This is a genomic window from Pseudoduganella rhizocola, assembly GCF_045984285.3.
Lineage (GTDB): Bacteria > Pseudomonadota > Gammaproteobacteria > Burkholderiales > Burkholderiaceae_D > Rugamonas.
Map to the genome: position 1 here is coordinate 22,251 of NZ_JBJQIK030000007.1, position 14,184 is coordinate 36,434.

The following is a 14,184-nucleotide window of genomic DNA, read 5'->3' on the forward strand; positions in this document are numbered from 1 at the left end:
CGTCCCTTACATGCGGGCCGAGGAATTGGCGAAGAACACGCCATGCGGTGAACGGCCCACGGGAATCATCTTCACCACCTTGCGCGAAGGGAGGTCGATCACCGCCACTTTCTTAATCCAGCGCAGCGTCACCCACATGGTCTTGCCATCGTCGGTGATTTCCATGCAGTCGGGGCCGCCCGGCACATTGATGGTGCCGACGTTCTCCAGCGTTTTCTGGTCGATGATATTGATCGTATTCGACACCCGGTTCGACACATAGGTCAGGCGGTTGTCGCCCTGCGCGCGGAAGTTGTGGGTGCCGGCGCCGGCCTTGATGCGCTTGACCGACTTCTGCGTGCGCCAGTCGATCACTTCCACATAGTCCTTGCCCATGATGCCGACCAGCAGGTACTTGTCGTCCGGCGTCATGGTGATGCCGGCCGGGAGCTTGCCCACGCTCATGGTCCATTTCACGGTCTGGGTAGCGAGGTCGATGGCGCTGACCTGATCGCTGCCCTGCTGCGTGATAAAGGCCATCGTGCTTTTCGCATCGAAGGCGATATGGCTGGGCAGCTTAGGCAGGGGAATGCGCTTGCCCAGCTTGAAGTCCTTGCCGTCGTATTTGTAGAGGTCGATGCGGTCCAGGCGCAGCGAGGTGGCGATGAACCACTTCTGGTCCGGCGAGAAGCCGATCTGGTAAGGGTCGAGGATGTCCTTGACGCGGCGCTGCACCTGCCCGGTTTTCGGGTCGAGGAAGACCAGCTCGTTGCCGACGGCCGCGGCCACGATCAGCGACTTGTTGTCCGGCGTGGACATCAGGTGATGCGGCTCCTTGCCCACGGCAATGGTTTCCAGGCTCTTGTGCGTGGACTGGTCCAGCAGCTGCACCGTCGCATCGCGCGAATTCAGCACGACCACAACATTAGCCTGCGCGGCGGGCACTGCCGCCAGCAACAAGGGAAACACAATCGCGCGAAGGGTGGCGCAAGTGAAACTGCGGAACATAGAGAAGCTCGCCGGAGAAGACATAAGCCCTTATTTTACGGGGAAAACGGACGAATATAGTTATTGCCGACAATATTTCAGGGGGATTTCGCCTGCGGGCGCTCCGCAAAAACAACGGCTTGGCCGGGTGGCCATAACAGCTTGCTCACACTCGTGGTCGAGAAGCTAACGCCATGGCGCTTTGCTGAGCCATGGACTACAATCGAAGGCTAAGCCGGCAACGGCTTTCACTCACCATTGAAGGAGCATCATGGCCATCACCACCACCCCATCCGGCCTGCAGTACGACGATATCACCGTGGGCGACGGCGCCGAAGCGAAAGCGGGCCAGAACGTCACCGTGCACTACACCGGCTGGCTGCAGAACGCCGACGGCAGCAAGGGCGCCAAATTCGATTCCAGCAAGGACCGCGACGATCCCTTCGAGTTCGCACTGGGCGCAGGCATGGTCATCCGCGGCTGGGACGAAGGCGTGCAAGGCATGAAAGTAGGCGGCACCCGCCAGCTGGTCATTCCGGCAGAGCTGGGCTACGGCGCGCGCGGCGCGGGCGGCGTGATTCCGCCGAACGCCACCCTGATCTTCGACGTGGACTTGCTGGACGTTTGATGGACAGACAGTTTCGCTGGCTGCTGGCGCCCTGCGCGCTGGCCGCCGCAGCCGCGCTCAGCGGCTGCACGGTAGTGGCCGTTACCGGCGCCGTGGTTGGCGCCGGCGTCACCGTCGCCTCCACCGCCGTCAGTGCCGGCGTGGCGGTCGGTAAAGGGGCTTACTCGGTCGGCAAGGCCGTGGTGGGTTCCGGCGACGATGAGGACGACAAGAAAAACGGGCATTGAATCCGGCATAACCCGCCAGCCCGAGCCTTACGCGCAATCCTGCCCTGCAATATCCTTCCCTTCTTCAGCGCTGCCAGCCCCGCTGCATCGCTTCATGTTCCGCGCGCGGATCGAGCAGGTCGCCGCTGATCTGCTGTTCCACCGCCTGCAGCACCGGCGCCGGCAGTTCCAGGGAGCGGAAGCCGCCCAGGCGCGGATTCTGCACCGCCAGCAGGATGCGCCATTCCTGCCCTGCCCTGCATGCCAGCCCCGCCAGGTCCTGCACGCTGCCGCCGCTGACAAAGCTGCGGCAGTAGTTGCCATCGTTGGAGACAAAGCTGGCGCCGATGCGCACCGGGCTGGCCGCCGCCGTGGCCGACACGGGCAGTCCCGCTGCCGCCGGCTGCGCACCCTGTGTGCTGGACAACTGCTGGTCCAGCGCGATGGCCAGCCGGCCCTGTGCCGTCAGCGCGCCATCGCGGCTGGAAATGGTCTCCGTCTTGCCGGGATCGGGCTGCATCAGGTAGTCGAGGCCGAACTTCCCGCCCAGCACGCCTAGCAGCAGCACGCCGCCCAGGGCGCCCCAAACCTGCCAGGTCCAGCGCTTCGGCTGCGCGGCCTTCTTTGCCGCCAGCTGGCTGGCTTCGCGCCGCGCGCGCACCTCGCCCAGGTTGATGATGGTGGCCTGGCGCAGGCGCTGCGCCCGTTGCGGCGCCGGCTCCTCGCCCGGCGCAAAGCCGGCGCAGGCATTGGCTTGCAGGGTTTTGTACTGCGCAACGCGGCGCGCCAGCGCCGCGTCCTTTTGCATGGCCAGTTCCACGGCGCGGCGCGTTTCGGCGCCCAGCATGCCGTCGGCATAGGCCCTCAGAACCTCATCCGAAAAGCTCATATCGATCCTCGCTCGCGCTTGATTCACAGCTGCTTCCATATTAGCACCGGCATGGCGGGAGCCCGCGCCCGGCTTGCGTACACTGCGGTGCAGCATGGCCCGAAACGCCTGCCGCCAAGCCCTGTTTGGCGGCGCGCTGCGTGGCAAGCCAGCTACTATATGGGTTTCTTCGCCGAGAAAGGATTACATTTGGCAATTATTGTGCTAATCTGCGCGCTCCATTAACCAAGGAGGTAGTAATGAAAAAAGGCGAACTGATTGCAGAATTTGCGAAGCGTACCGAGATGTCCGGCGCTGCAGCCAACGATGCAGTGAACACTCTGATTGCCATCGTTACCGAGCGTCTGAAAAAGGGCGACACGGTCGGCATCACCGGCTTCGGCACCTTCTCCGTCGCCAAGCGCGCTGCGCGCAAAGGCCGCAATCCTGCAACCGGCGAAGCGATCAAGATCGCCGCTTCCAAGACCCCGAAATTCTCGGCTGGCGCAACCCTGAAAGCAGCAGTGAACCCAACCAAGAAGAAGTAATTCCGGCTTTCGCCAGAACGGCGGATCAAGAAAGCCCTCGCGGGCTGGCTTGATCCGCCGTTTTTTATTGGAACGATTCCTCTACGGCGAAGCGCGGCATCTTTTGTATGATGGCGCATCGCAACCCAAACCAGAGGATAAAAATGAGTCTGCAAGAACAGTTCGACCAGGCCGTCGCCGATTCCAAGAACCTGCCGGAACGCCCGGACAATATGACGCTGCTGAAGATCTACGCGCTGTACAAGCAGGGTTCCAGCGGCGATGCCAGCGGCGAGCGTCCCGGCATGACCGACTTCGTGAACCGCGCCAAGTTCGACGCCTGGGCCGCGCTGCAGGGCACCTCGCAGGACGAGGCGAAGCAGCAGTACATCGACCTGATCGAAGAACTGAAAGGCTAAGCGGCCTGGCCCGCGAACACTTTCCGCATCTTTTCCGTGACCTTGCCTTCGATGGCAGGGGCAAAGGCGCCGAACAGGAAACCCAGCTTGATCTGGAGCCGGGCCTGTTGCGGCGCCAGCGTCAGCGATCCCTCCACGCCGCTGCGTTCGAAACGCAGCACATCGCCCTGCCAGTTGCAGGCCAGCCCGAATTCCTGGGCGATCCTGCCCGCCACCTGTTCGGCTGCCGCGCGCGCCGCGGCCGGTTCCAGGCTGTGCGCCTGCACGATATCAATATCCGCCATATTCCCGAGCAAAAAGCCGCAATGATGCCACAGCCTTACAGCAGGCGGAAAGCCGCGATGGCGACGCAGGTCGGCGCCAGCGCCGCCAGCAGCAGGTAGAGCGGACTCACCGCCTCATCCTTGAAATAGCCCTTGAGGATGGACAGGCCGGCCGGATTCGGCGCATTGGCGATCACCGTCAGGCCGCCGCCCGTCACCGCGCCCGTCACCAGCGCATACTTGAATTCCTCGCTCAGGCCCTCGACCAGCGAGCCCAGATAGGTGAGCGCGGCGTTGTCGGTGACGGCCGTCAGGGCCGTCGCTCCGTAGAACACGGCCTCGCTGCTCATGCCCAGCAGCAGCGGCTGCAGCCACCATTGCTGCTGGCCGCCCAGCACCACCAGGCCGGCCAGGAAAAAGGCCACCAGCAGGCCCTCGCGCAGGATGAGGCGGTCCTGGTGGCGCTCATAGGCATGCGTTATGCCCAGGAAGAACATGAACAGGCCCATGAACACCACGCTGTGGTGCGAGAACGCCACCACGCCGACCATGAACAGCAGGTGGACGATGACCAGCGTCAGCGGTACCGCGTCTTCCGCTTCCTGCGCGGCGGGCCGGTGCGCGGCCAGCTCACGCCGGAACAGCAGTGTGGCGCCGGCTGCGTTGACCAGCACCGCCAGCGCGGCCTTCCAGCCGATATGGCTCAGCATATAGGCCATGTCCCAGTTCCACTTGGCCGCCACCATCAGGACCGGCGGCGCTGCAAAGGATGTCAGTGTGCCGCCGATGGAGACGTTGACGAACAGCACGCCCAGCGTGGCGTACTTCAGGCGTTCCGACATGCCGCCGCCGAACAGGCTTCGCGCGAGGATCAGGGCGCCCAATGTCATTGCGGCCGGCTCGGTGATGAAGGAACCGAGCAGGGGCACCAGCGCCAGCACCGTGAAGTAAAAGCCCATGCTGCCAGGCAGCGGCAGGGCGCGCGCCAGGCTGGCGATCACCCGCTTCATCGTCTGCAGCACGGGACGCGTTGCCGCCATCACCATGATGACGAAAACGAACAGCGGCTCGGTGAAGTTGCGCGTTTCCAGATACTCGACGGCGCGGCCCGAGCCGCCGCTGACGACGATGAACAGCACCAGCAGCAGCGCCCAAAAACCGAACACCACTTCCACCTCGCCCAGCAGGTCCCAGATGCCGGCATGGGCCGGATAGCGGTCGGCCAGGCGGCTGAAGAACGGCGTGGCGAAAGTGTGCAGGATGGCGATGGCAAACAGGCAGGCGCCGGCGATCTCAACGGTGCTGGGGGTCACGCGGTTCTCCTTTTTTATAGCTCTGCCGCGCATTGTACGACAGCGACTTTGCGATGCATCAAACGATGCCGCAGGCGGTGGCGTGACCATGGTCCTTCGCATGCGGCGCCTTCACCGCACGAGCCAACAAGGAGATGCAACATGGACGAGAAAGTCATCGTACCGGTCGAAGCCGTTCTGACCAAATGCCTGTCGCTGCCGGTGGGCTATGTGCCCACGCCCTCGGCGCCCTACCGTATCCACCGCCGCGCCGCCATGCTGACGCAGCAGCCGGGCCGGCCGCGCCTGAAAATGGCGGGCATGCCGATGAACCTGCCCGCCACGCCGCCCGCCGGTTCGCGCGTGCTGATGTGGAAGCAGGATCCCTCGGTCAGCGAAATGGGCACGCGCAAGGCCTTCCTGCCGGGCGTGATCCTGGAAGGCCCGCGCGACGCCCGCATCACCTTCGGCCAGCCGGGCATTGCGCCGGTGTCGCCGAATGCCTTCGGCGACTTCATCATGGCGCCCGATACCGAGCAGTTCGATGCCGTGCACACCTTCACCGTGGTGCGCCAGACGCTGACCATGTACCAGCGGGTACTGGCCAGCGGCGACAGCGGCGCGCCCCTGCCCTGGGCCTGGAACAGCAGCTCCAACACGCAGCCGCTGGCGGTGTTCCCGCGCGGCCTGCCGAATGTGATGAACGCCTACTACAGCCGCAACGAGAAAGCCCTGAAGTTCGGCGACTTCGTGCCCAGCGGCGGCGGCAGCCGCGTTTTCACCTGCCGCTCCTTCGACATCGTGTCGCACGAAGCGGGCCATGCGGTGCTGGACGGCCTGAAGCCGCAATGGATCCTCAGCAGCGCGCCGCCGCAGACCGGCGGCCTGCATGAGTCCTTCGGCGACCTGACCGCCATCTTCCTCTGCCTGTCGCAGATGGACCAGGTGGAAGCCGTGATCGCCCAGACCAAGGCCGACCTGCACGACAAGACCTTCCTGGCCGATATGGCCGAACAGTTCGGCCTCGCCCTGGGCCGCACCAACGGCCTGCGCAACGCGGACAATGACCTCAAGCTGTCCGATACCGGCAACGAGGTGCACGCCATCTCGCAGGTATTCACCGGCGCCGTCTACGACATCCTGGCCGACATGTTCAGCTACGAGCGCCAGCCCGGCCTGGAAGACGATGCCGCCGTGCTGCACCGGATCGGCAACTACCTGTGCAGCCTCACGCTGCGTTCGCTGGTAGCCGCGCCCGACCGCGCCGCCACCTATGCCCATGTGGTGAACCAGATGCTGCGCATCTGCGAGGCCGACGGCAAGCCGGTCGAATACCGCAACTTCATCCGCAACCGCTTTGCGCTGCGCGAGGTGGTGGTGTCGCCCGTGCCGCTGACGGACGACCAGCAATCCGGCGTGGAACTGGCCGCCATGGTGGAAGACTCGCCCAGCGCCGTGCAGGACCGGCGCGCCTGCTGCGGCACCATGAACAATGCCCAGTACTTCGAGCTGGAAGGCGTGCTGGACGCCGAACGCGAGGCGCTGGCACAATGGTGCAGGGGCTATGCCGGGCGCCAGCCGGCGCCGCAAGCGGTGGAAGCCAAATAAGATGAAGATCACTGTCACAGGCAGCGGAGGTTTCGCCGGCATCGTCCAGCAGCATGTGGTCGATACCGGCGCCTGCGCTGCCGGTCCCGCGCTGGAAGCCGCCGTCCGCGACAGCGGCTTTTTCGATGCCCCCGCCGCGTCCGAGGCGGAGGGGACCGCCGATTCCATGCGCTGGGTCATCCGCGTCGATGACCAGGACCGCAGCCGCTCCCTCCAATTTGCCGACGGCAGCCCGGACGCTGCCCGCTGGCAGCCCCTCCTCTCCCTCATCCTGGCCGCCTGAACCGGGCGCCAGGCCGCAGCGGCCCGTGCATGGGCCGAATTTGCTTATTTGTATTGTGTCTAAGCGCGAATTGTTAGAAAAGGCGAATTGCCTTAAAATACAGTGCTTTGCTGAAGGTATGGTTGCCGAATTTGCAGCAAGCCCGCTCACAGCGCACCAACATAGATAGGACTGTTATGACCCACGTTGTCACCGAATCCTGCATCGCCTGCCGTTACACGGACTGCGTTGATGTTTGCCCGGTCGATTGCTTCCGCGAAGGCCCGAATTTCCTGGCGATTGACCCCGACGAGTGCATCGACTGCGCCGTTTGCGTGGCCGAATGCCCGGTCAACGCCATTTTTGCCGAAGAAGACGTGCCGTCCGACCAGCAGTCTTTCATCAAAATCAACGCCGACCTGTCCCGCAACTGGCCTTCGATCACGAAGACCAAAGCGGCGCTCCCGGATGCGGAGCAGTTCAAGGACGTGAAGGAAAAGGCGCACCTGCTGGCGCGCTGATCAATACAGGATTGAAATCGCATGAGTAACGTAAGCACCACTCCAGACGGCGTCATCGAAGCGGATGCCGTCATTATCGGCGCCGGCCCGGTCGGCCTGTTCCAGGTCTTCGAACTGGGCCTGCTGGAAATCAAGGCCCACGTGATCGACTCGCTGAACGCGGTGGGCGGCCAGTGCGTGGAACTGTACCCGGACAAGCCGATCTACGATATTCCTGCGGTTCCATCGTGCACCGGCCAGGAGCTGACCGACAACCTGCTGAAGCAGATTGCCCCCTTCGAGCCGACCTTCCACCTGGGCCAGGAAGTGACCGTGGTGCAGAAGCGCGCCGACGGCCGCTTCGACGTGGAAACCAGCACCGGCACCAAATTCATCACCAAGACCATCTTCATCGCGGCCGGCGTGGGCTCCTTCCAGGCCCGGACCATGAAGGTGGACGGCATCGAGGCCTTCGAGAACTCGCAGCTGTTCTACCGCGTGAAGGACCCGGCTGTCTTCGAAGGCAAGAACCTGGTGATCTGCGGCGGCGGCGACTCCGCGCTGGACTGGGCCCTGAACTTCGTGGGCAAGGCCGAATCCGTGGTGCTGCTGCACCGCCGTGAAGAATTCCGCGCCGCGCCTGCTTCCGTGGCCAAGATGAAGCAGCTGTGCGACGAATACGAGATGCAGCTGATCATCGGCCAGGCTTCGGGCTTCGAAACCAATGCCGAAGGCAAGCTGAGCGAACTGCGTGTGACCGGCGCCGACGGCGTGACCCGCCGCGTGCCGCTGGACATGCTGCTGGTGTTCTACGGCCTGTCGCCGAAGCTGGGCCCGATCGCCGAGTGGGGCCTGGAGATCGAGCGCAAGCAGCTGAAAGTGATGAACACCGAGAAGTTCGAAACCAATGTGCCGGGCATTTTCGCGGTGGGCGACATCAACACCTACCCTGGCAAGAAGAAGCTGATCCTGTCCGGCTTCCACGAAGCGGCCCTGGCAGCCTTCGGCGCGGCGCCCTACATCTTCCCGGACAAGAAGATCCACATGCAGTACACCACCACCTCGCCCAAGCTGCACAAGGTGCTGGGCGTGGAAACCCCGGTGTTCGACTGATCTTACTCAGCCTTCAGGCACCCTCCTACAAAAAAGCAGCGGCAACGCTGCTTTTTTTGTTTTAGTATCACTATTATCGTTCTACTTACGGCAATAGGTCCGTAATTGTTGTCTTTCCGCAGGACAAATCGCCTATAATGGGTTCACGATTTTCGTGTCGCACGATTGCTTTCCGGGCGGCATCAACACAGGAACGACTATGCTTTACCAACTCCACGAGATGCAACGCACCTTCCTCAACCCGCTGATGCAGTGGGCGGAAGCATCCTCCAAACTGTTCAGCAACCCTGTATCGCCCTTCGCGCACACCCCGTTCTCGCAGCGCATCGCGGCCGGCTACGAACTGCTGTACCGCCTGGGCAAAGACTACGAGAAGCCTGCGTTCGGTATCGACACGACCACCATCAAGGGGAAGCAAACGATTGGCGTGCTGGAACACGTGGCCGTCAACAAGCCGTTCTGCCGCCTGATCCATTTCAAGAAAGACATCGGCGACAAGGAATTCAAGGCCCTGAAGCAGCCGACCGTGCTGCTGGTGGCGCCCCTGTCCGGCCACCATGCAACGCTGCTGCGCGACACCGTGCGCGGGCTGCTGCCGGAGCATGACGTCTTCATCACCGACTGGACCGACGCACGCATGGTGCCGCTGTCCGAAGGCCCCTTCCACCTGGACGACTACATCTTCTACGTACAGGACTTCATCCGCCACCTGGGTCCGGACCTGCATGTGATTTCCGTCTGCCAGCCGACGGTGCCGGTGCTGGCCGCGATCTCGCTGATGGCCACCAACAAGGATCCGAAGCTGCCAAAGACCATGACGATGATGGGCGGCCCGATCGATCCGCGCAAATCGCCGACGGCGGTGAACAACCTGGCCGTGGAAAAGCCTTACTCCTGGTTCGAAAACACCGTGGTGTATCCGGTGCCGCCGAACTATCCGGGCTTCGGTCGCAAGGTGTATCCGGGCTTCCTGCAGCATGCCGGCTTCATCGCCATGAACCCGGGCCGCCACGCGCAGAGCCACCGCGAGTTCTACATGCACCTGGTGAAGGGCGACGACGAGCCGGCGGAAAGCCACCGCAAGTTCTACGACGAATACAATGCCGTGCTGGACATGCCGGCCGAGTACTACCTCGACACCATCAAGACCGTGTTCCAGGAACACCGCCTGCCGCTGGGCACCTGGGAAGTGGGCGGCCAGCTGGTGCGTCCGCAGGATATCACCAATGTGGCGCTGCTGACCGTGGAAGGCGAGCTGGACGATATCTCCGGCGCCGGCCAGACCCAGGCCGCGCACGAGCTGTGCTCCGGCATCCCGGCCGACATGCAGGAAGACTATGTGGTGCCGCAGGCCGGCCACTACGGCATCTTCTCCGGCCGCCGCTGGCGCGAGCTGGTGTGCCCGAAGATCAGCCAGTTCATCCGCCAGCACGGATAAGCGGAAGCCGCCCACACAGGGCGGCTTTTTTAACCTCCCTGGTCCGCGCCGATGCGCCGCAGGTAGTCCCGTTCAAGCTTGTCCGTATCGAGCTGCCGCGCCGCCTCATTGAAGGCGCGCTGCAGCGCCAGCCCTTCCGGCGTGCGCTTGAAGCAGAGGTGCACCGGCCTCTCCTTGAACAGGGTGTCGTTGATGGCGATGCGCACCCGGTCCGCATCGCTGAAACGGCCCGATGACAGCAGGTACTGCAGCACGCGCCGTTCGATCACGATGACGGGAAAGCGCCGCATCAGCAGCTTGCGCACATTGGTCTCGTCGTTGACGCCTTCTTCCACCACGATTTTCTTCTGCTGGACCAGCTTTTCGAAGCGCTCATCGTTCGCATACCCGGCCACCGTGCCCACGCGGTAGTTCGCCAGGTCGCGTACATCGTCGGCTGCCACCAGCGTATCGCGCAGATGGGCGATGACGGTCAGCGTATTGCCGACCGGCGCCGAGAAGTGGCACAGTTTTTCCCGCTCCGGCGTGCGCCACACGGCCAGGAAACCCGCATAGCGCGGATCGTGCAAACCCAGTTCCATGGTTCGCTTCCAGGGGAAATAGTCGATCTGGACGCTGCGGCCCGTTTTCGCGAATACCGCCTGCATGATCGCCGACGACAGGCCGTGCTCAGGCAGCGACGGCGTGACGAAGGGCGGCCACTCCTCCCCGGCGAAGCGGACGGGCTCGCGGGCTTGGGTGGGCAAGGCAAAGGCAAGGCAGAAAGCAAGCGCAGCGGGTTTAAGGAATGACATCGCTCGTCCCGCGCTATTTTGATTAAAGGCAATGCTCCCACAAGCTGGCGAAGCCGTAAAGGGCTCAGGGGATTTGCTGCCCGATGGCGCCAGATGAAGGATAATGGCGTTTTATCGTTTTGCCATCCCACCGTGACCGACACCAAGTCCCTGGCCGACCGCATCGAGGATGTATTGCCCCAGACGCAATGCACGAAATGCGGCTACGCCGGCTGCCGTCCCTATGCTGAAGCGATTGCGGCCGGGGAAGCCGAGATCAACCAGTGCCCGCCGGGCGGCGCCGAAGGCATCGTGCGCCTGTCCGCCGTCACCGGGCGCAAGGTGATTCCGCTGAACCCCGTGCATGGCTTCGAGCGCCCGCGCGCGGTCGCCTTCATCGACGAAGCCCTGTGCATCGGCTGCACGCTGTGCATCCAGGCCTGCCCGGTGGACGCCATCCTCGGGGCGGCCAAGCAGATGCACACCATCATTCCCGAGCTGTGCACCGGCTGCGACCTGTGCGTGACGCCCTGCCCGGTGGACTGCATCGTCATGTACCCTGTCACGGAAACCACGGGCTGGGACGCCTGGAGCCAGGCCGACGCCGACGCCGCGCGCTGCCGCCACGATTTCCGCAACGCCCGCCTGAAGCGCGAGCGCGAGGAGAACGACGCCCGCCTCGCCGCCAAGGCGCAGGCCAAGATGGCCGCCGTTGAACGATTAAGCCCGGAGAATGCCGCGGAAGAAGCCGAGAAGGAACGCAAGCGCGCCATCATCGCCGCCGCCATGGAACGCGCCCGCCTGCGCGCCGAAGCCGCCAAAGCCGACAAAGACCAAGAATGAATCCAGCCAAACGCCAGGAAATCTTCCGCCGCCTGCGCGAAGCGAATCCGAAGCCGACCACCGAGCTCGAATACACCACTCCCTTTGAACTGCTGATTGCGGTGCTGCTGTCGGCGCAGGCGACCGACGTGGGCGTCAACAAGGCCACGCGCCGCCTCTACCCGGTGGCCAACACGCCGCAGGCGATCCTCGACCTCGGGCTGGACGAGCTGATGGGCTACATCCAGACCATCGGCCTCTACCGCACCAAGGCGAAGAACGTGATGGCGACCTGCCGGATCCTGATCGACCAATATGGCGGCGAAGTGCCGCACGACCGCGAAGCGCTGGAAAGCCTGCCGGGCGTAGGCCGCAAGACTGCCAATGTGGTGCTGAACACCGCCTTCGGCGACCCGACGATCGCGGTGGACACCCACATCTTCCGCGTCTCCAACCGCACCAAGCTGGCGCCGGGGAAAAACGTCGACATCGTCGAACAGAAGCTATTGAAGTTCGTGCCGAAGGAGTTTTTGCAGGACGCCCACCACTGGCTGATCCTGCACGGCCGCTACACCTGCATCGCGCGCAAGCCCCTGTGCTGGAACTGCCTGATCGCCGACCTCTGCGAATACAAAGCCAAAACCCCCGCCCCCGCCAACGCCTGACACCATGGGGTCAGGCACCAGTGTCATGCTCAACCTGCAACATGCGGTGGGGCTGGGCGCCGCGCGTACTGACATGCGGTGCCTGACCCCATGGTGTCAGTGAATCGCGATGCCCAGCAGCTGGCGGGTTTGCGAAAGTTGCGCCGGCGTGGCGTCAGGGCGCAGGATGAATTGCGGAACGACGATGCCTTTCGCCGCATGCGGCTGGAAGCGGTAGGTCTGCTGGCCCTCGCCATCTTCCACCGTCACCTCAATCGTCTGGTCCGTGTTGTTCAGGAAGATAGGCGTGCGCTTCACAACTCGCTGGCCGTTGCGCAAGCCCGCCACATATGGCGCACTGCCTTCGCGCACGCCATCGATGATTTTCTCGCGCAGCTTCGGCAGGTCCAGTCCCAGCTCATACACCGGCAGCTCCACCTGGCGCAGCTCCACCGCAGGGCCGAACCACTCCGCGCGCGGCACGATCAGCCGCCCTTCTTCGATATGGCGCTGCACCAGGCTGGACGTTTCGCTGGCGCCCAGCTGCGCCAGCAGGCCGACAACACGCTCGGCGCTCAGGTCCGGCAGCTTCTCCATCTTCCCCATGGACGATGCGGCCTGCTGCTGCAGGCCGTGCATCACATCGTCGAAGGAATGCCGTCCGCCGCTGGCCGCATGGATCTGCGCATGCCACTCCATGGCGAGCAAGGCGCCGCGGTTGTAGGGCAGCTTCTGCACGTCCGGGTTGCTCCAGAATGCCTCCACCACCCGCTTGTTGTCCGCCTCGCGCACGGGCGAGATATACACGTTCTTCAGCAGGCGGTTGCAGTGGTCGATATAGGCTTCCAGCGTCATCTGCCCGCTGCGCAGCAGGAACAGCGGCGCGTAGTAATCGGTGAAGCCTTCACTGATCCAGTACACGGCCTGCTGCGGCTCCGCCATATAGCCCAGCTGCTGGCTGTTCCAGTTATGGAAATACTCGTGCGCGAGCAGCGTGGACATGTCTTCGAGCTTGGCATTCGGCGTCACGAAGGTGGCGAAGGCGCCGGTCAGGCCGGTGCCCCCGATCGAGGTCGCGCCCGGCGGTTCGCTCAGGGGCACCAGCGTTACGAGATAGCTCGATTCCTTGCTGCGCCAGAAATCGCGCTCTACGCCAATGATGCTGCGCACCTTGTTGGCGAAGGACTCATCGCGAAAGCTCCAGTCCCCGCGCATGGCGACTGTGATGCCGCGCCCGCCCTCATCCTTCATCGTGCGCACCCTGAAATCGCCGCCGACGAAGACCGAGGCGCGGAACTGGTCCACGCTCGTGGCTACCGTCTGATGCCGCGCGCCGTTGCCAAAGCTGTTGGCAAGCGCCCAGGCTTTCGGCACGCCGTTCCAGCGCAGGTCCACCTTGATGCGGTCATTCTCCTCCGCTTTCGGCAGCACCCAGCCCGCATAGCCGATCAGGTGGAAATAATCCGGCGTCATCGCAAAGCGGTAGCGCCGTGCGTTATTCAGTGGCTCGGCCGATTCGGGACGCAGCTCATACTGCAGGTGAATGGCCTGATCGCGCTTGCAGCCAAAACTGCGCACATGCGCCTTTTCCGTTTCGCGCAATGGTGCGGATGAACCCACCAGCCGCAGGCCATGCACGGCCTTGTAGAACTGCTGCTGGTCCGCCCATTCATTCGGCAGTTCGATATAGCAGGTGCCGCCCGCATCGGCCCGGTAGCGCACATCGACCTGCAGCGCGGGCCTGCCAGCATCAGGGACGGGCTTGACGTCGATACGCAAAGCCAATGGCGCCGCCATCGCCTGCGGCACTGCCAGCACCAGGGATAAAACCGACAAAGGACCGGCAATACGCATC

General features: G+C 63.6%; 17 protein-coding genes. 11 read left to right on the forward strand and 6 right to left on the reverse strand.

The annotated features are described in order from the left end of the window. Positions 1–6: 6 nt before the first annotated feature. Entirely contained in the window at positions 7–987 is a 981-nt protein-coding gene (locus ACJRPG_RS16095; protein ID WP_408001107.1) for a YVTN family beta-propeller repeat protein, read from the reverse strand. A gap of 250 nt (positions 988–1,237) precedes the next feature. Between ACJRPG_RS16095 and ACJRPG_RS16100 the strand changes: the two genes are divergently transcribed. Beyond that, positions 1,238–1,594 carry an FKBP-type peptidyl-prolyl cis-trans isomerase gene (locus ACJRPG_RS16100; protein ID WP_408001108.1) on the forward strand — a complete coding sequence of 119 codons (357 nt, stop codon included), beginning with the start codon at positions 1,238–1,240 and terminating at the stop codon, positions 1,592–1,594. Then, positions 1,594–1,821 carry a hypothetical protein gene (locus ACJRPG_RS16105; protein ID WP_408001109.1) on the forward strand — a complete coding sequence of 76 codons (228 nt, stop codon included), beginning with the start codon at positions 1,594–1,596 and terminating at the stop codon, positions 1,819–1,821. Before ACJRPG_RS16100 ends, ACJRPG_RS16105 begins: the two co-directional genes overlap by 1 nt. Positions 1,822–1,885: 64 nt before the next feature. On the opposite strand, the gene ACJRPG_RS16110 is transcribed toward ACJRPG_RS16105, so the two are convergent. After that, complete coding sequence (locus ACJRPG_RS16110) at positions 1,886–2,689, reverse strand: anti-sigma factor family protein (RefSeq protein WP_408001110.1); 804 nt, start codon at positions 2,687–2,689, stop codon at positions 1,886–1,888. Between the two features lie 239 nt (positions 2,690–2,928). On the opposite strand from ACJRPG_RS16110, the gene ACJRPG_RS16115 reads away from it, so the two are divergent. Together ACJRPG_RS16115 and ACJRPG_RS16120 are read left to right on the forward strand one after the other, a co-directional pair. Beyond that, positions 2,929–3,216 (forward strand): HU family DNA-binding protein, encoded by a 288-nt coding sequence (locus ACJRPG_RS16115; RefSeq protein ID WP_050409188.1) that lies wholly within the window; start codon positions 2,929–2,931, stop codon positions 3,214–3,216. A 143-nt stretch (positions 3,217–3,359) separates the two neighbouring features. Further along, a complete protein-coding gene (locus ACJRPG_RS16120) occupies positions 3,360–3,614 on the forward strand; it encodes an acyl-CoA-binding protein (RefSeq protein WP_408001111.1) in 255 nt (84 codons plus the stop codon). Here the strand turns inward: ACJRPG_RS16120 and ACJRPG_RS16125 are convergent. Next, the gene (locus ACJRPG_RS16125; RefSeq protein ID WP_408001112.1) at positions 3,611–3,898 is read right to left on the reverse strand and encodes a polyhydroxyalkanoic acid system family protein; all 288 of its coding nucleotides are present in this window, start codon (positions 3,896–3,898) and stop codon (positions 3,611–3,613) included. The genes ACJRPG_RS16120 and ACJRPG_RS16125 overlap by 4 nt on opposite strands. A gap of 35 nt (positions 3,899–3,933) precedes the next feature. Further along, positions 3,934–5,223: a putative Na+/H+ antiporter gene (locus ACJRPG_RS16130; RefSeq protein ID WP_408001113.1), complete on the reverse strand. Its 1,290-nt coding sequence runs from the start codon at positions 5,221–5,223 to the stop codon at positions 3,934–3,936. A 108-nt stretch (positions 5,224–5,331) separates the two neighbouring features. On the opposite strand from ACJRPG_RS16130, the gene ACJRPG_RS16135 reads away from it, so the two are divergent. The 5 genes from ACJRPG_RS16135 (at position 5,332) to ACJRPG_RS16155 (ending at position 10,090) form a co-directional block, all read left to right on the forward strand. Continuing rightward, a complete protein-coding gene (locus tag ACJRPG_RS16135; RefSeq protein ID WP_408001114.1) occupies positions 5,332–6,777 on the forward strand; it encodes a gluzincin family metallopeptidase in 1,446 nt (481 codons plus the stop codon). Position 6,778: 1 nt separating this feature from the next. Next, positions 6,779–7,060 (forward strand): protealysin inhibitor emfourin, encoded by a 282-nt coding sequence (locus tag ACJRPG_RS16140; RefSeq protein WP_408001115.1) that lies wholly within the window; start codon positions 6,779–6,781, stop codon positions 7,058–7,060. Between the two features lie 176 nt (positions 7,061–7,236). Further along, on the forward strand, positions 7,237–7,560 hold the full coding sequence (gene fdxA, locus ACJRPG_RS16145) for a ferredoxin FdxA (protein ID WP_408001116.1): 324 nt from the start codon (positions 7,237–7,239) through the stop codon (positions 7,558–7,560). Between the two features lie 21 nt (positions 7,561–7,581). After that, positions 7,582–8,652: an NAD(P)/FAD-dependent oxidoreductase gene (locus tag ACJRPG_RS16150; protein WP_408001117.1), complete on the forward strand. Its 1,071-nt coding sequence runs from the start codon at positions 7,582–7,584 to the stop codon at positions 8,650–8,652. A gap of 199 nt (positions 8,653–8,851) precedes the next feature. Then, the gene (locus tag ACJRPG_RS16155; protein ID WP_408001118.1) at positions 8,852–10,090 is read left to right on the forward strand and encodes a polyhydroxyalkanoate depolymerase; all 1,239 of its coding nucleotides are present in this window, start codon (positions 8,852–8,854) and stop codon (positions 10,088–10,090) included. 29 nt (positions 10,091–10,119) lie between these two features. Here the strand turns inward: ACJRPG_RS16155 and ACJRPG_RS16160 are convergent, their stop codons facing one another. Next, entirely contained in the window at positions 10,120–10,884 is a 765-nt protein-coding gene (locus ACJRPG_RS16160) for a substrate-binding periplasmic protein (RefSeq protein ID WP_408001119.1), read from the reverse strand. Positions 10,885–10,977: 93 nt separating this feature from the next. On the opposite strand from ACJRPG_RS16160, the gene rsxB reads away from it, so the two are divergent. Both rsxB and nth read left to right on the forward strand, forming a co-directional pair. Further along, positions 10,978–11,706 carry an electron transport complex subunit RsxB gene (gene rsxB / locus ACJRPG_RS16165; RefSeq protein WP_408001120.1) on the forward strand — a complete coding sequence of 243 codons (729 nt, stop codon included), beginning with the start codon at positions 10,978–10,980 and terminating at the stop codon, positions 11,704–11,706. Next, on the forward strand, positions 11,703–12,350 hold the full coding sequence (gene nth / locus ACJRPG_RS16170; RefSeq protein WP_408001121.1) for an endonuclease III: 648 nt from the start codon (positions 11,703–11,705) through the stop codon (positions 12,348–12,350). The genes rsxB and nth overlap by 4 nt, the downstream gene beginning before the upstream one ends. 96 nt (positions 12,351–12,446) lie before the next feature. Here nth and ACJRPG_RS16175 read toward each other — a convergent pair whose 3' ends face one another. Continuing rightward, positions 12,447–14,183, reverse strand: a complete 1,737-nt coding sequence (locus ACJRPG_RS16175) for a M61 family metallopeptidase (RefSeq protein WP_408001122.1) — start codon at positions 14,181–14,183, stop codon at positions 12,447–12,449. Between the last annotated feature and the right edge of the window lies 1 nt (position 14,184).

What these genes read in the sequence shown, in the direction of transcription:
- ACJRPG_RS16095 (WP_408001107.1), bottom strand. Translation starts at nt 987, where the DNA reads ATGTTCCGCAGTTTCACTTGCGCCACCCTTCGCGCGATTGTGTTTCCC.
- ACJRPG_RS16100 (WP_408001108.1), top strand. Translation starts at nt 1,238, where the DNA reads ATGGCCATCACCACCACCCCATCCGGCCTGCAGTACGACGATATCACC.
- ACJRPG_RS16105 (WP_408001109.1), top strand. Translation starts at nt 1,594, where the DNA reads ATGGACAGACAGTTTCGCTGGCTGCTGGCGCCCTGCGCGCTGGCCGCC.
- ACJRPG_RS16110 (WP_408001110.1), bottom strand. Translation starts at nt 2,689, where the DNA reads ATGAGCTTTTCGGATGAGGTTCTGAGGGCCTATGCCGACGGCATGCTG.
- ACJRPG_RS16115 (WP_050409188.1), top strand. Translation starts at nt 2,929, where the DNA reads ATGAAAAAAGGCGAACTGATTGCAGAATTTGCGAAGCGTACCGAGATG.
- ACJRPG_RS16120 (WP_408001111.1), top strand. Translation starts at nt 3,360, where the DNA reads ATGAGTCTGCAAGAACAGTTCGACCAGGCCGTCGCCGATTCCAAGAAC.
- ACJRPG_RS16125 (WP_408001112.1), bottom strand. Translation starts at nt 3,898, where the DNA reads ATGGCGGATATTGATATCGTGCAGGCGCACAGCCTGGAACCGGCCGCG.
- ACJRPG_RS16130 (WP_408001113.1), bottom strand. Translation starts at nt 5,223, where the DNA reads ATGCGCGGCAGAGCTATAAAAAAGGAGAACCGCGTGACCCCCAGCACC.
- ACJRPG_RS16135 (WP_408001114.1), top strand. Translation starts at nt 5,332, where the DNA reads ATGGACGAGAAAGTCATCGTACCGGTCGAAGCCGTTCTGACCAAATGC.
- ACJRPG_RS16140 (WP_408001115.1), top strand. Translation starts at nt 6,779, where the DNA reads ATGAAGATCACTGTCACAGGCAGCGGAGGTTTCGCCGGCATCGTCCAG.
- fdxA (WP_408001116.1), top strand. Translation starts at nt 7,237, where the DNA reads ATGACCCACGTTGTCACCGAATCCTGCATCGCCTGCCGTTACACGGAC.
- ACJRPG_RS16150 (WP_408001117.1), top strand. Translation starts at nt 7,582, where the DNA reads ATGAGTAACGTAAGCACCACTCCAGACGGCGTCATCGAAGCGGATGCC.
- ACJRPG_RS16155 (WP_408001118.1), top strand. Translation starts at nt 8,852, where the DNA reads ATGCTTTACCAACTCCACGAGATGCAACGCACCTTCCTCAACCCGCTG.
- ACJRPG_RS16160 (WP_408001119.1), bottom strand. Translation starts at nt 10,884, where the DNA reads ATGTCATTCCTTAAACCCGCTGCGCTTGCTTTCTGCCTTGCCTTTGCC.
- rsxB (WP_408001120.1), top strand. Translation starts at nt 10,978, where the DNA reads ATGAAGGATAATGGCGTTTTATCGTTTTGCCATCCCACCGTGACCGAC.
- nth (WP_408001121.1), top strand. Translation starts at nt 11,703, where the DNA reads ATGAATCCAGCCAAACGCCAGGAAATCTTCCGCCGCCTGCGCGAAGCG.
- ACJRPG_RS16175 (WP_408001122.1), bottom strand. Translation starts at nt 14,183, where the DNA reads ATGCGTATTGCCGGTCCTTTGTCGGTTTTATCCCTGGTGCTGGCAGTG.